We start from the raw sequence: 13736 nt of genomic DNA on the forward strand, positions 1-13736 counted from the left end.
GCCCGCACCAGCGCGTCGACGTCGAGGTAGGCGGCGGCGCCGGTGCCGGGCAGCGCGACGGCGGCGTCGGCGCGGGCGACGTGTGCGCAGGCGGCGTCGTCGGCAGCGTGCACGGCGACCGTGCGCACGCCCAGCCCCGACGCCGTCTCCATGATCCGGACGGCGATCTCGGCGCGGTTGGCGACGAGCAGCGCCCCGGGGAGGGCGGGGCTCAGGACAGCAGGCCCGCGGCCCGCAGCGCGGCGCGGACGTCCTCGTGGTGCCACTCGTCCAGCGGCACCAGCGGCAGCCGGATCCCGCCGGGCATGAGGCCCAGCTCGGCCAGCGCCCACTTCACCGGGATCGGGTTCGGCTCGGAGAACAGCGCCGCGTGCAGGCCCGCGAGGTCGGCGTCGAGCGCGGAGGCGGTCTCGGCGTCACCGGCGACGGCGGCCTTGCACATCCGGGCCATCGTCTCGGGGGCGACGTTCGCGGTCACCGAGATGTCGCCGTGGAACCCGGCGAGCATCGACGCGCGGGCGGTGCCGTCGTCACCGGAGTACAGCGCGAAGTCGTCCAGGCCCAGCGCGACGAGCTCGCGGACCCGGTCCAGGTCGCCCTTGGCCTCCTTGAGGCCGACGATGTTCGGGATCTCCGCCAGCCGGGCCACCGTCGACGGCAGCATGTCGCAGGCCGTGCGACCCGGGACGTTGTAGAGGTACTGCGGGATGTCGACGGTCTCGGCGATCCGCTTGAAGTGCTGGTAGAGGCCCTCCTGCGGAGGCTTGTTGTAATACGGCGTCACGAGCAGCGCGCCGTCGGCGCCGGCCGCCCGCGCGGCGCGGGTCAGGTGGATCGCCTCGGCGGTGGAGTTCGCCCCGGTGCCGGCGATGACCGGGACCCGGCCGTTCGCGACCTCGATGGTGCGCCGCATGACCTCGGTGTGCTCGAGCACCGACAGCGTGGACGACTCGCCGGTCGTGCCGACCGAGACGATCGCCGCGGTGCCCGCGTCGACCTGCCGCTCGACGAGCTCGCCGAGGGCCGTGTGGTCGACCTCGCCGCTGTCGTGCATCGGGGTCACGATCGCGACGATGCTTCCGGTGATCATGCCGGGCCTCCCTGGTACCGCTGCTCCTGCCGGTGCGACCGTAGCAAGCGGGACCGACGTCCCGGTGCGGGTTTCCTCTCAGCCGCCGGCTCAGCCCAGGGCCAGCCGGGCCGGCTGGACCGACCGCGTGATCCGGCGCACCGCCTGCACCGCGATCATCCCCGCCGCGACGGTCGCGACGACGGTGACGGCGATCGGCCGGTCGTTGGCGACGACGCCCAGCAGCGCCCAGCACAGCGCCCCCGCGAAGCCCGCGAACCCGGCGGTGGAGCCGACGACCGACAGCACGACCGCGGTGAGGATCACGAGCAGCAGAATCGCCGCGACCTGCGGGAGCACCCCGTCGGACGGCAGCCCGACCGCGACGCCGGCCGCCATCAGGCCCAGCACCAGCGCGGCCGAGGACCAGCCGAGGTAGACGGCCAGCGGCAGTCGCATCGCCAGCCGTTCCGCCCAGCCGTCGGCGACGCTGCGGGACAGCCGTCCGTAGACGACACCGAGCGCGACGACGAGCAGGACCAGCAGCACCTCGGCGGTGACCACCCAGCGGTTCGAGAAGGCCGCGATCCACAGCGGGTTGAGCACCGCGGTCGCCGCGACCCACCAGCCGACGCGGCGGTGCACCTCGCGGCCGCGCTGGCCGGGCAGCAGGGCGTAGCCGGCGTAGACCAGCACGCCCAGGTAGATCAGACCCCAGATCGAGAACGCCCAGCCCGCGGCCAGCAGCGGGGTGTCGTAGTCGCGCGCGACGGCGCCGATCCCCGACCCCCCGAGCACCGACACGAGTACCTGCAGGATCGCCAGGACCGCCACGACGACTCCACGGACCAGGTCCGCGGTCGTCGGGCGCGGGGTGAGCACGGTCATGGCCCACATGGTGGACCGCGGGGACGGCCTCTGCCATCCGGCCGTCGGGGGGATTCGATCTTCCCGCGGGCCGGGGGGTCAGCCGAGCGGCAGGAAGAACAGGTGGACGTCGCGCGCGTCCTCCGGGGAGAGCAGCACCCCGCCGGGCAGCCTGCCGTACTCGACGAAGCCGCGGGCGGCGTAGAACGCGGGCAGCGGGGTGCCGCCGCGGGCGCCGAGGGTCAGCATCGCCAGGCCCGTCTCCCGGGCGTGGGCGACGGCGGCGTCGAGCAGGACCGTGCCGAGACCACGTCCCTGCAGGTCAGGGCGGACCATGAGGCGCTGCACGTCGGCGCGGTGCGCGGCGATGCCGGTGCCCGGGACCAGGAAGACCGTGCCCAGCGGGGCGGTGTCCTCCCCCAGCACGAACATCCGGGACGCGCCGGACCGGGCGGCGTCGACGGTCTCGACCGCCAGTGCGCGGACCTCGTCCGGGTCGGCGCCGGGCACGAAGTCCACGGCGCCGCCGGCCTCGGTCACGGCGATCCAGAGGTCACCGAGCGCGGCGGCGGCGCCGGGGTGGGGGTCGACGACCCGGCGGACGGCCGGGACGCCTGCGGTCACAGGTTCGGGAACCAGAGCTTGATCTCCCGGTCGGCCGACTCCGGGGAGTCCGAGCCGTGCACCAGGTTGGAACCGGTCTCCAGGGCGAGGTCGCCACGGATGCTGCCGGGGGTGGCCTTCTCCACCGGGTCGGTGCCGCCGGCGATCTGCCGCCAGGCGGCGATGGCGCGGGGGCCCTCGACGACCGCGGCCAGGACCGGGCCGGAGGTGATGAACGACAGCAGCTCCTCGAGGAAGGGCTTGCCGTCGTGCTCGGCGTAGTGCTGGGCGGCCAGCTCACGGTCCACCGTGCGCAGGTCGAGGGCCACCAGACCGAGGCCCTTGCGCTCGATGCGCGAGACGACCTCACCGACGAGCTTGCGCGCGACGCCGTCGGGCTTGACCAGGACGAGAGTGCGTTCAGTCACGCGCGACAGGGTAGCGACGACCCGCCGGGGTCCGGCACCCACCGTCACGAGTGCGCCCGGACCGCCGTGTGTCAGTCCTGCTGCTGCGACGGCAGCGTCCCCGCCGCCATCCGGCGGGCCACCTCGCGCCGCATCCAGACCAGGACCGCCCACACGAGGATGAACACCACCGCGACCACGACCAGCGAGGACAGGAACACCAGCGCCGCGACGAGCAGCGCCACCTGCAGCACCAGCGCCGCGGTGAGCCCCCACGGCCGCCGCTGCACCCCGGACGCCAGGATCATGGCGACGGCGATGCCCGCCACCACCCCGAAGCCGAGCGCGGTCGACCCGGTGCCGAAGCGCGGGAGCACCAGCAGCGCCAGGAGGACGACGATCGCCTCCAGGATCAGCGTCGCGGCGAACACGCCGCGGGCACCCTTCATGGGGTCGGTGGGCGGCGGCCGCACACCCTCGGGCACACCCGGCACGTCGCTCACTCCGGTTCCTTCCCGAACAGCGCCCGCGCCTCGCCGACGGTGACGACCGACCCGGTGACGACGACGCCGACCCCGGACCCGCCCGCCTCCTCGGCGATCTCGCGGGCCTGCTCGACGGCCTCGGCCAGCGACGGCTCGACACTGACCCGCTCGGACCCGAAGACCTCGGCAGCGAGCGCGCCGAGCTCGTCGGGGTCCATCGCACGGGGCGAGGAGTTGGTGGTGACGACGACCTCGTGCAGCGCCGGCTGCAGCCCCTCCAGGATGCCGCGGGCGTCCTTGCCCTGCAGCACCCCGATCACGCCGACGAGCCGGGTGAAGCGGAACTCCGAGCCCAGCGCGCCCGCGAGCGCGGTGGCTCCGGCCGGGTTGTGCGCGGCGTCGAGCAGCACCGTCGGCCGGTCAGGCCCGCCCTCGACGGGCTCGAGCCGCCCGGGTGAGCGGACCGAGGCGAACGCGGCGCGGACCGCGTCGGGGTCGAGGGGCTGCGCGGTGCCGGCGCCGACGAGCGCCTCGGCCGCGGCCAGTGCGACCGCCGCGTTCGACGCCTGGTGCTCGCCGTGCAGCGGCAGGAAGATCTCGTCGTAGCGGCCGGACAGGCCCTGCAGCTCCAGGCGCTGCCCGCCGACGGCGAGCTCCCGCTCCACGACGCCGAATTCGGCGCCCTCCCGGGCGACCTGTGCGCCGACCTCGGCGCAGCGCTCCAGGAGGACCTCGGCGACCCGCTTGTCCTGGGCCGCGAGGACGGCGACCGAGCCCTCCTTGATGATCCCGGACTTCTCGCGGGCGATGTCGGTGATGTCGTCACCGAGGTACTCGGCGTGGTCGAGCCCGACCGGCAGGACCACCGCCACGTTCCCGTCGGCGACGTTGGTGGCGTCCCAGCGCCCGCCGAGCCCGACCTCGATGACCGCGGCCTCGACCGGGGCGTCGGAGAACGCCGCGAAGGCCATCGCGGTGAGCACCTCGAACTTGCTCAGCGCGGGCGCGTCGCCGCGCCCGGCGTCGACGAGCTCGACCAGCGGCTCCACCTCGCGGTAGGCCGCCACGTAGCGCTCGGGGGTGACCGGGCGGTTGTCCAGGTTGATCCGCTCGGTGGCGCGCTGCAGGTGCGGGCTGGTGTAGCGCCCGGTCCGCAGCCCGATCTCGGTGAGCAGCGCGTCGACCATCCGGGAGGTGGAGGTCTTGCCGTTGGTCCCGGTCAGGTGCACGACCGGGTAGCCGCGCTGCGGGTCGCCCAGTGCGTCGCACAGCGCCTGCATGCGCTCCAGCGACGGCTCCATCACCGACTCCGGCCAGCGCCGGTCCAGCGCCGCATCGACGGCGAGGAACTCGGCGTAGCCGGTCACGGTGGACTGGGCCGGGACGACGTCGGGGTCTCCCCCGCCGCGGATCTCGTCCAGGACGGCCGCGATCAGGGCCTCCTGGGTGTCCTCCGGCGCCGCGTCGGACGCCTCGGGGGCGTCGGAGCGGTCCTCGCCACCGGGCTCGTCGTCCTGCTCCTGCTCGGCGTCGCCGCCGGACGGCTCACCGTCGGGCGAGTCGCCGAACCCGCCCTCGGCCCACCGGTCGCCGCCGTAGGTCGGCGAGTCGGCCTCGGTGAAGTCGTCGAACTCGTCGTACTCCTTCGCCACGGCGGGATCAGGCCTCCGGGAGCGCGGCGAGCCGCGCGGTGATGCGGTCGATGTCGGCGACGGCGGTCGCGTGCCGGGCACGGATCCCGTCGACGACCTCGGCCGGTGCCTTCTCGGTGAACTTGGGGTTGTTCAGCTTCTTGTCCGCGGCGTCGCGCTCCTTCTCCGCGGCGGCCAGGTCGCGGCCGAGCCGGGCGCGCTCGGCGGCGACGTCGATCGCCCCCGAGGTGTCGAGCTCGACGGTGACCGGCCCACCGGAGGTGGCGACCTCGAAGCTCGCGGTGACGGCGAGGTCGTCACCGGCCGGGTCGAGCCGGGTGAGGAAGCGCAGCGCGCGCTCGTGCGCGGTCAGCCCGGCGGCGTCGAGGCCGGTGAGGCGGGCGGCGACGGCCTTGCGGTCGGGCAGGCCCTGTTCGGTGCGGAACCGGCGGACCTCGGTGATGACCTTCTGCGCGTCGGCGACCCGGGCCGCGGCGGCCGGGTCGACCGGCGCCCCGGTGCCGTCGGCCGTCGGCCAGGCCGCGGTCACGACGGTCTCGCCGCCGGTCAGCGCGGTCCACAGCGCCTCGGTGACGAACGGCGCGATCGGGTGCAGCATCCGCAGCAGCGCGTCGAGGACGTGCCCGAGGACGGCCCGGGTGCCCGGCTCGGTGGCCGGGTCGTCGAGCTGGGTCTTGCACAGCTCGACGTACCAGTCGGCCAGCTCGTCCCACGCGAAGTGGTAGAGCCCCTCGGTCGCCTTGGCGAACTGGTAGCCGTCGAGCAGCTCGTCGGTCTGCTCGCGGACCTCGGCGAGCCGGCCCAGGATCCAGCGGTCGGCGTCGGTGCGGTCGGCCTCGACGGGCAGCGGCAGGCTCGCGTCCGCGCCCTTGGCCAGCGCGAACCGGGTGATGTTCCACAGCTTCGTGGTGAAGTTGCGGGACCCGGCGACCCACTCCTCCGACAGCGACATGTCGGTGCCGGGATTGGAGCCGCGGGCGATGGTGAACCGCAGCGCGTCCGCGCCGTAGGAGTCGATCAGCGCCAGCGGGTCGATGACGTTGCCCTTGGACTTCGACATCTTCTTGCCGTGCTCGTCGCGGATGAGCCCGTGCAGGTAGACGTCGCGGAACGGGGCCTTCCCCATCACGTAGGTCCCGAACATCATCATCCGGACGACCCAGAAGAAGAGGATGTCGTAGCCGGTGACCAGGACCGAGTTCGGGTAGTAGCGCTCCAGGTCCGGGGTCTCGTCCGGCCAGCCCAGCGTGGAGAACGGCCACAGGCCGGAGGAGAACCAGGTGTCGAGGACGTCGGGGTCCTGGCGCCAGCCCTCGCCCGACGGCGGCTCCTCGTCCGGTCCGACGCACACGACCTCGCCGTCCGGGCCGTACCAGACCGGGATGCGGTGGCCCCACCACAGCTGCCGGCTGATGGTCCAGTCGTGCATGTTGTCGACCCAGTCGAAGTACCGCTTGGCCTGCTCCTTCGGGTGCAGGACGGTCTCGCCGGAGCGGACCGCGTCGCCCGCGGACCGGGCCAGCGGCTCGACCTTGACGAACCACTGCAGGCTCAGCCGCGGCTCGATCGGGACCCCGGTGCGCGAGTCGTGCCCGACCGAGTGCAGGTAGGGGCGCTTCTCGGCGACGATCCGGCCCTGCGCGCGCAGCTCCTCGCGGATGGCCTCGCGCGCCTCGAAGCGGTCCATGCCGTCGAAGCGGGTACCGGTCCCGGCGATGGTGCCGGCCTCGTCCATGATCGTCGGCATCGGCAGGTCGTGGCGGCGGCCCAGCTCGAAGTCGTTCGGGTCGTGCGCCGGGGTGATCTTGACGGCGCCGGAGCCGAACTCCGGGTCGACGTAGTCGTCGGCCACGACCGGGATCCGCCGCCCGGTGATCGGCATCTCGACCTCGGTGCCGACCAGGTGCGCGTAGCGCGCGTCGTCCGGGTGCACCGCGATCGCGGTGTCACCGAGCATCGTCTCGACCCGGGTGGTGGCGACGACGAGCGAGGCGTCCCCGTCGCCGTAGCGCATGGAGACCAGCTCGCCCTCGGTCTCGATGTGGTCGACCTCGATGTCGGAGATCGCCGAGCGCAGCGCCGGGGACCAGTTGACCAGGCGCTCGGCCCGGTAGATCAGCCCGTCGTCGAACATCTTCTTGAAGACGGTGGCGACGGCGCGGGACAGGCCCTCGTCGAGGGTGAAGCGCTCGCGCGACCAGTCGACACCGTCGCCCAGGCGCTCCATCTGCCCGAGGATCGAGCCGCCGGACTCGGCCTTCCACTGCCAGACCTTCTCCACGAACGCCGCACGGCCGATCGTGTGCCGGTCCGGCTCGCCCGCGGCCGCCATCCGCCGCTCGACGACCGACTGGGTCGCGATGCCGGCGTGGTCCATGCCGGGCAGCCACAGCGCGTCACGGCCCTGCATGCGGGCGCGCCGGGTCAGTACGTCGATGAGCGTGTGGTCCATCGCGTGGCCCAGGTGCAGGCTGCCGGTGACGTTCGGCGGCGGGATGACGATGCAGAACGGGTCCTTGTCCGACGACGGGTCGGCCCGGAAGTACCCGGCGTCGACCCAGCGGCGGTACATGTCGCCCTCTACCTCGCCCGGGGTCCACTTCGCGGGCAGGTCGGCGGTACGCGCTGGCAGGGTCTCGGTCACATGTCAAGTCTACGAGTCGACACCGACACGATTCCCGGCCCCCGGACCCGCGCGCTCAGGACCGGAAGTGCGCCTTGGGGATGACCCCGTGCACCCCGACGGTCCGGTCCACCACCTGCGAGACCGCGAAGTCCGCCGCCGCGGAGAGGTAGGCGTAGGCCGTCGCCCGGTCCATGCCCCGGTCCTCCTGCAGGAAGTCGAGCGCGTTGACCACGGCCCGGCGCATCGCGACGTCCAGGTCTCCCTTCTGGCCGCCGACGCTCCCGTCCGGGTCGGAGAGCCCGATGGGCACCCAGGCGTCCTGGGTCTCGCCGAACGGGTGGCCGAAGGCCACCGACGGCGCCGTGCCCTCCCCCGGCCGGCACACGGTGAGCCGGAACGTGGCACGCAGCGAGCCCTCCAGCGCGGTCAGCGCGACCTCCCCGTCACCCATCGCCAGGTGCGGGTCGCCGACGTGGAACAGTGCCCCCTCCGCGCGGACGGGCAGGTAGAACGCCGAGTCCGGGCCGAGCAGCCGGATGTCGATGTTGCCGCCGCCCAGGGTCGGCGGGATCGAGTTCAGCTCCGGGGCGTTCTCGGCGTCGGCCGCGGCGTGGGCCACCCCCATGGTGCCCATGAACGGTCGCAGCCCGAACGACACCTCCTGGCCCTCGCCGAACGCCAGGTAGGCCTCGGGGCCGTCCGCCCCGTCGCGGACCGGGGTGAACACCGAGACGTTGCCGTAGCGCGCGGGGTCGCCGGTGGCGCGACCGTCGGTGGCCGGCGGCGGCATGACCTCGTCGAGGACGATCCCGGCGGGCGGCGCGCCGGACGCGGTGCGCCCGAGTGCCCCCTTCCCGTGCCTGCTGGAGACGACGCCGTACGGCACCCGGGGCACCGCGGACAGGGTCTCGACCTTCAGGACGTCGCCGGGGCGCGCCCCCTCGACGAACACCGGCCCGGTGATGACGTGCGGGCCGTCGGCGTCGAAGTCGCGCGGTGTGCGCCGGTAGTCCCGGGCGACCGCGACGGCATCGGAGAGCACACCGTCGGCCGCGACCCCGTGGCGCCCGAACCACGCGACCGGGTCCCGGCCCTGGTCCTCCAGGATGCCCTCGTGGGAGACGGTGTCGATGGTGACGGTCTGCCCCGACCGCATCGTCAGCACCGGAGCGGTCCCGATCGCCGGAACGTAGCCCCAGCGCACGTCGGCCGGGTCGGACCCGAGGTAGTGGTCGCCGGGGATGTCGCCCGCACCGGGCTGCAGCGGACCGTCCGGCAGCGTCGCCGCGACGGATCCGGGGACGGTGGCGGACGTGCCGCAGCCGGCCAGCCCTCCGGCCGCGGTGACGGCGGCGGCCGCGCGGAGGAAGTCGCGCCGGCCGAGCGCGGCGAGCAGCGGGCGGGGATCGGGGGGGAGCCATGTCCCCACCCTCACCCGCGTCCGTTACGTCCGGATCACCGCTCGTTTACGCCCGGCCCACGGGCAGCAGCAGGCACCACGGCCGCGGCCACCCCAGCACCCCGCCGACGGCCGCCGGGTCGCCCCGCCGGAGCAACGCCGGGTCGAACGCCCGCACCCGGCCGCAGCCGGGCTCGTAGACGCGCCACCGGCCGTCGTCGTCCACGCCCAGGACCAGCACCCAGTGCCGCGGCAGCCACCGGGATCCGACCAGCAGCGGGACCGTACCGACGGCGGCGGGCACCGCGGCGAGCGCGTCGCGGGTCGCCGGGCGGATCCGGAACGGTCCCGCGGCGGGCGCGTGCCGGCGCAGCCACGCCCGCATCCCCCACGGCGTCGTACCCAGAGCGCGCGGCCAGAGCCGGTTGGCCTGGCGGTGCGCGGTCCGCTGGGCGGCGGCGAACCGGTCCGCCACCACGCCGGGCCACCCCGAGCCGGCCAGCACCGCGGTCACCACCAGCACCGAGGGTCCGCACGTGACGCCATCGACCTGGCGGCCGAGCAGGGTGCCGGGTGTGAGCTCGTCCATGGCGGACACCCTCCCCCGGCGGCGGGTGACGCGGCACCCCCGGCGGGTCTTCGGGACCGCCACGCGGCTACGGCCACGGCTGCCTGCCGGCACGGCCCCGGCGGTGAGCGCGTGTGGTCGCGGCCGGTCCGGGCGGGCCCGACCCGGTGTCGCCCGGGTGGTCGGGCGGGTTCTCGCCCTAGGCTCGGCGACATGCCCGTTCTCACACCGGACGTCGTCGAGTTCCTCAACCACGGCACCCGTACCGGAATGCTCGGCTGGACGGCGAAGGACGGGCGCCCGCTCGTCGCGCCGGTCTGGTTCCTCGTCGAGGACGACACGATCGTCTTCGACACCGGGGCGGACACCGCGAAGGGGCGGGCGATCGTCCGCGACCCGCGGGTCGTGCTCACCGCCGACCTGCCCGCGCCGCCGTACGCCTTCGTGCAGGTGCAGGGCGTCGCCGAGATCAGCACGGACCCCGACGAGCTCCTGCGCACCGCGACCGCGCTCGGAGGCCGCTACATGGGCGCCGACCGGGCCGAGGAGTTCGGCCGGCGCAACGGCGTCCCCGGCGAGCTCGTCGTCCGGATCCGCCCGTCGAAGGTGGTCGCCCACCTCGACATGACGGCATGATCGGTTGACCTGAAGTCCGGTTCATCGTCCACCGTCGCGGCGGGCGATGAGTTCGGCCGTCGGCGTCGGTCCATCACCCCGAGAGGACGGTGGACCATGACGCAGCTCGACCTCCGGCACGGCACGCAACGGGTCTTCGCGCACCTGCTGGTGAGCACCCTGGTGGTGTCGGTCGTGAACTTCACGGTGTGGTTCGCCGTGACGTTCTGGGTGTTCCTGGAGACGGGGTCGGTCGCGGCGACCGGCATCATCGCCGGGATCTTCCTGGTGGCGACGGCGCTGACCGGGATCCCGTTCGGCGGGGTCGTGGACCGGTTCGGCAAGCGCGCGGTCATGCAGGTCTCGGCGGCGGTGTCCGCCGTGGTCTACGCGCTGTGCCTGGTCCTGCTGCTGCTCGCCCCCGAGGGGGCGTTCCGCGACCCGACGGACCCGTTGCTGTGGACGCTGGTCGTCGCGCTGATGCTGGGTGTGATCGCCGGGAACCTGCGCACGATCGCGCTGCCGACGCTGGTCACCCTGCTCGTCCCGGCCGCGGTCCGGGACCGCGCCAACGGGCTGGTCGGGACCGCGACCGGGGTGAGCTTCCTGGTCACCTCGGTCGCGTCCGGGCTGCTCGTCGCGGTGGACGGGATGCGGTCGGTACTCGTCGCCGCCCTCGTCGTGCTGGTCGTGTCGCTGGTGCACCTGTCACGGGTCCGGATCCCGGTCGTGCCCGCACCGGCCGGCCCGGCCGTCCCCGTGACCGTCGAGGAGCGGGGCGGCCTCGACCTGCGCGGCACCGTCCGGCTCGTCGCGGGTGTGCCGGGGCTGCCCGCACTGATCGTGTTCTCCTGTGTGAACAACCTGCTCGGCGGGGCGTTCATGGCGTTGATGGACCCCTACGGCCTGTCGATGATGTCGGTCGCGGCCTGGGGGCTGCTGTGGGGCGTGCTGTCCGCCGGGGTGATCGTCGGCGGGCTCCTCGTCGCCCGGATCGGGCTGGGCAGCCGCCCGGTCCGGACGTTGCTGCTGGTCAACGCCGTGCTCTGGGCCTCGACGATGCTGTTCCCGCTGCAGGCCTCGATCCTGATGCTCACGCTCGGCATGGCGGTGTTCATGCTGCTCATGCCGTTCGCCGAGGCCGCCGAGCAGACCGTGCTGCAGCGGGTCGTGCCCTACGGGCGGCAGGGCCGGGTCTTCGGGTTCGCGCAGAGCGTGGAGCAGGCCGCGTCGCCGCTGACCGCGTTCCTGCTGGCCCCGTTCACCGAGCTGGTGGTGGTTCCCTACATGAGCGACGGCGGCGCCGGTGCGGCCGCGATCGGCTCCTGGTTCGGCACCGGCACCGCCCGCGCGATCGCCCTGGTGTTCGTGGTCTGCGGCGCCCTGGGCGTGGTGCTGACCCTCGCAGCCCTGGCGAGCCGCCCCTACCGTCGTCTGTCCGCCGCCTACGCGACCACGCCCACCGGGTCCGTCACACCCGCCGCGGAGGGTGCGGCCACCGCGCCCGACGCGGCCGCCGGGTCCGACACGGCCGGTGGTACCGACGTGCCCGGCGCGGTCACGGGGACAGGCACGGGCCCGGACGCCGGGCGGGCCACCCCGCCCGCGGCCCCTCCGAGCCCGGCCGCGGTCCCCGCGACCCCGGTCGCCGTGGCCGTGGCCACCACCGCCGTCCCCGGACCGGCCACCACCGTCCGGCTCCCCGCGGAGCCGGACACCGCACCCCGGCGCTGACCACGGAGCCGTCCCCTGGATCCACACCCCCCGGCGGGCTCCCACACCCGTCGCAACAGGTGTGGGAGCCCGCCGGAGGGTGTGGACGCGGCCGGAGACGTCGTCGCACCCCGGCCGGGGTCGGCGCACCGCTGCCGGCCACGCCGGAGGCCGCGGACGCGGTCGTCAGGTCCGGCGCAGGGTGGTGGTCCAGAGGGAGGCGCCGGCCTGGTCGCGCAGGTGGACCTCCAGGGTCGTCCCGTCGGGGGCGACGTCGAGCTCCCCGAAGTGCTGGAACCCCTCCAGTGGGCTCGCCCCCTGCCGGGACGGTCCGCGCACGAACTCCGCCCGCGGACCGAAGGTCGGGTCGAGCTCGTTCGGACCGAAGGCACCGGCGTGCAGCGGGCCGGACACGAATTCCCAGAACGGGTCGAAGTCGGTGAACGCGGCGCGCTCGGGGGCGTAGTGGTGGGCGGCGGTGTAGTGCACGTCCGCGGTCACCCAGACCACGTTGCGGACCCTCCGCCGGCGAATCCCGGCGAGCACCCCGGCGATCTCGGACTCGCGCCCGCTCGGCGGCCCCGGCACCCCGTTGGCGACGGCCTCCCAGGCGGTGTCGCCGTCGGGCACCAGTACCCCGATCGGCATGTCCGAGGCGACGATCTTCCACGTCGCACGGGAGGACGCGAGCGCGTCGACGAGCCAGCGGGCCTGGGCCTCCCCCAGGATCCGCTCGCCGCGTCCGGTGTTGGCGGAGTTCGCGCTGCGGTAGGTGCGCATGTCCAGCACGAACACCTCGACGTGCGGGCCGAACGGCACCCGCCGGTACACCCGTCCGTCGACGGCGGTGCGTGGGTCGACCGGCTGCCACTCGTGGAACGCGCGGGACCCGCGGGCCGCGAGCACGTCCACCCGCTTCTCGGTGTAGCGCTCCCCCACCTCACCGGTGAGGATCTCCCCCGGGTACCAGTTGTTGGTGACCTCGTGGTCGTCCCACTGCACGATCTGACCGACCGAGGCGGCGAACCGGCGCAGGTTGTCGTCGCGCAGGTTGTAGGCGAACTGGCCGCGGAACTCGGTCAGGGTCTCGGCGACCTTCGCCTTCTCGGGCGTCATCTCGTTGCGCCACACCCGGCCGTCGGGCAGCGTGACGGTCTCGGTGAGCGGGCCGTCGGCGTAGACGGTGTCGCCGGAGTGCAGGAACAGGTCGGGGTCGCGGTCGGCCATCGCGGAGAAGATCCGCATGCCGCCGGTGGCGCGGTCGATGCCCCAGCCCTGCCCGACGACGTCGCCGGACCACTGGATCCGCACCGGCTCACCGCGCCCGGGGACCGCCCGGAAGGAGCCGGTCAGCGGCGCGCTCGCGGGACCGCCGTCGAGCGGCTCGGCGACGACGCGGTAGTGCACCCGCCCCCGCGTCGCCGGGACCCGCAGCTTCCCGGTGAGGTCGGTGTCCGGGGTCAGCACCGGGCCGGGGACCCGCAGCGCCCGCCGGAAGTCCGGCGAGCCCGCGACCTCCACGACCATCCGCGACGGCCGGTCGGCGCGCGTCCAGACGAGCCCGGAGCCGGGCCGGACGTCACCGGCGGCGACACCGTGGGTCAGAACCGGCCGGCCGGAGCGCACCAGGGCGGGTGCGGCCGCAGCCGCCCCCGGCAGGACGAGGGTCGCGGCGCCGGCGAGACCGCCGGCGGCCGCGGTGCGGAACAGGGAGCGTCGGGAGAGAGCCACG

Annotated in this window: 13 protein-coding genes; 2 read left to right on the forward strand and 11 right to left on the reverse strand. The window is 74.3% G+C overall.

What is annotated here, in order from left to right:
- The 10 genes from NH602_RS05940 to NH602_RS05985 all read right to left on the reverse strand — a co-directional run.
- A partial coding sequence (locus NH602_RS05940) for a biotin carboxylase N-terminal domain-containing protein (RefSeq protein WP_308292811.1) occupies positions 1-266 on the reverse strand: 266 nt, incomplete at its 3' end.
- A complete protein-coding gene (gene dapA, locus NH602_RS05945; protein WP_073578071.1) occupies positions 212-1090 on the reverse strand; it encodes a 4-hydroxy-tetrahydrodipicolinate synthase in 879 nt (292 codons plus the stop codon). The genes dapA and NH602_RS05940, both read right to left, overlap by 55 nt.
- A 90-nt stretch (positions 1091-1180) precedes the next feature.
- Complete coding sequence (locus NH602_RS05950) at positions 1181-1957, reverse strand: hypothetical protein (RefSeq protein WP_161152629.1); 777 nt, start codon at positions 1955-1957, stop codon at positions 1181-1183.
- Between the two features lie 78 nt (positions 1958-2035).
- The gene (locus tag NH602_RS05955; protein ID WP_073578072.1) at positions 2036-2560 is read right to left on the reverse strand and encodes a GNAT family N-acetyltransferase; all 525 of its coding nucleotides are present in this window, start codon (positions 2558-2560) and stop codon (positions 2036-2038) included.
- Positions 2557-2967 carry a nucleoside-diphosphate kinase gene (gene ndk / locus NH602_RS05960; RefSeq protein ID WP_179760651.1) on the reverse strand — a complete coding sequence of 137 codons (411 nt, stop codon included), beginning with the start codon at positions 2965-2967 and terminating at the stop codon, positions 2557-2559. Before ndk ends, NH602_RS05955 begins: the two co-directional genes overlap by 4 nt.
- Before the next feature lie 71 nt (positions 2968-3038).
- Complete coding sequence (locus tag NH602_RS05965; RefSeq protein ID WP_308292812.1) at positions 3039-3449, reverse strand: DUF4233 domain-containing protein; 411 nt, start codon at positions 3447-3449, stop codon at positions 3039-3041.
- Positions 3446-5083, reverse strand: coding sequence for a folylpolyglutamate synthase/dihydrofolate synthase family protein (locus tag NH602_RS05970; protein ID WP_161152630.1), 1638 nt, complete (start codon positions 5081-5083; stop codon positions 3446-3448). Before NH602_RS05970 ends, NH602_RS05965 begins: the two co-directional genes overlap by 4 nt.
- 7 nt (positions 5084-5090) lie before the next feature.
- Positions 5091-7727: a valine--tRNA ligase gene (locus NH602_RS05975; protein WP_179760652.1), complete on the reverse strand. Its 2637-nt coding sequence runs from the start codon at positions 7725-7727 to the stop codon at positions 5091-5093.
- A 55-nt stretch (positions 7728-7782) separates the two neighbouring features.
- A complete protein-coding gene (locus tag NH602_RS05980; protein WP_253067250.1) occupies positions 7783-9138 on the reverse strand; it encodes an acetamidase/formamidase family protein in 1356 nt (451 codons plus the stop codon).
- Between the two features lie 37 nt (positions 9139-9175).
- A complete protein-coding gene (locus tag NH602_RS05985; RefSeq protein WP_253067251.1) occupies positions 9176-9697 on the reverse strand; it encodes a hypothetical protein in 522 nt (173 codons plus the stop codon).
- A gap of 192 nt (positions 9698-9889) precedes the next feature.
- Between NH602_RS05985 and NH602_RS05990 the strand changes: the two genes are divergently transcribed.
- Together NH602_RS05990 and NH602_RS05995 are read left to right on the forward strand one after the other, a co-directional pair.
- On the forward strand, positions 9890-10312 hold the full coding sequence (locus NH602_RS05990; protein ID WP_073578076.1) for a PPOX class F420-dependent oxidoreductase: 423 nt from the start codon (positions 9890-9892) through the stop codon (positions 10310-10312).
- A gap of 96 nt (positions 10313-10408) precedes the next feature.
- Positions 10409-12025 carry an MFS transporter gene (locus tag NH602_RS05995; protein ID WP_253067252.1) on the forward strand — a complete coding sequence of 539 codons (1617 nt, stop codon included), beginning with the start codon at positions 10409-10411 and terminating at the stop codon, positions 12023-12025.
- 165 nt (positions 12026-12190) lie between these two features.
- Here NH602_RS05995 and NH602_RS06000 read toward each other — a convergent pair whose 3' ends face one another.
- Positions 12191-13735, reverse strand: a complete 1545-nt coding sequence (locus NH602_RS06000; protein ID WP_179760655.1) for an alkaline phosphatase — start codon at positions 13733-13735, stop codon at positions 12191-12193.
- Position 13736: the final 1 nt, after the last annotated feature.

The sequence above is a fragment of the Pseudonocardia sp. McavD-2-B genome (genome assembly GCF_024124365.1).
Taxonomy (GTDB): domain Bacteria; phylum Actinomycetota; class Actinomycetes; order Mycobacteriales; family Pseudonocardiaceae; genus Pseudonocardia; species Pseudonocardia alni.

Coding starts and splice junctions, on each gene's coding strand:
- dapA (WP_073578071.1), bottom strand. CDS start 1,090: ATGATCACCGGAAGCATCGTCGCGATCGTGACCCCGATGCACGACAGC.
- NH602_RS05950 (WP_161152629.1), bottom strand. CDS start 1,957: ATGACCGTGCTCACCCCGCGCCCGACGACCGCGGACCTGGTCCGTGGA.
- NH602_RS05985 (WP_253067251.1), bottom strand. CDS start 9,697: ATGGACGAGCTCACACCCGGCACCCTGCTCGGCCGCCAGGTCGATGGC.
- NH602_RS05990 (WP_073578076.1), top strand. CDS start 9,890: ATGCCCGTTCTCACACCGGACGTCGTCGAGTTCCTCAACCACGGCACC.
- NH602_RS05995 (WP_253067252.1), top strand. CDS start 10,409: ATGACGCAGCTCGACCTCCGGCACGGCACGCAACGGGTCTTCGCGCAC.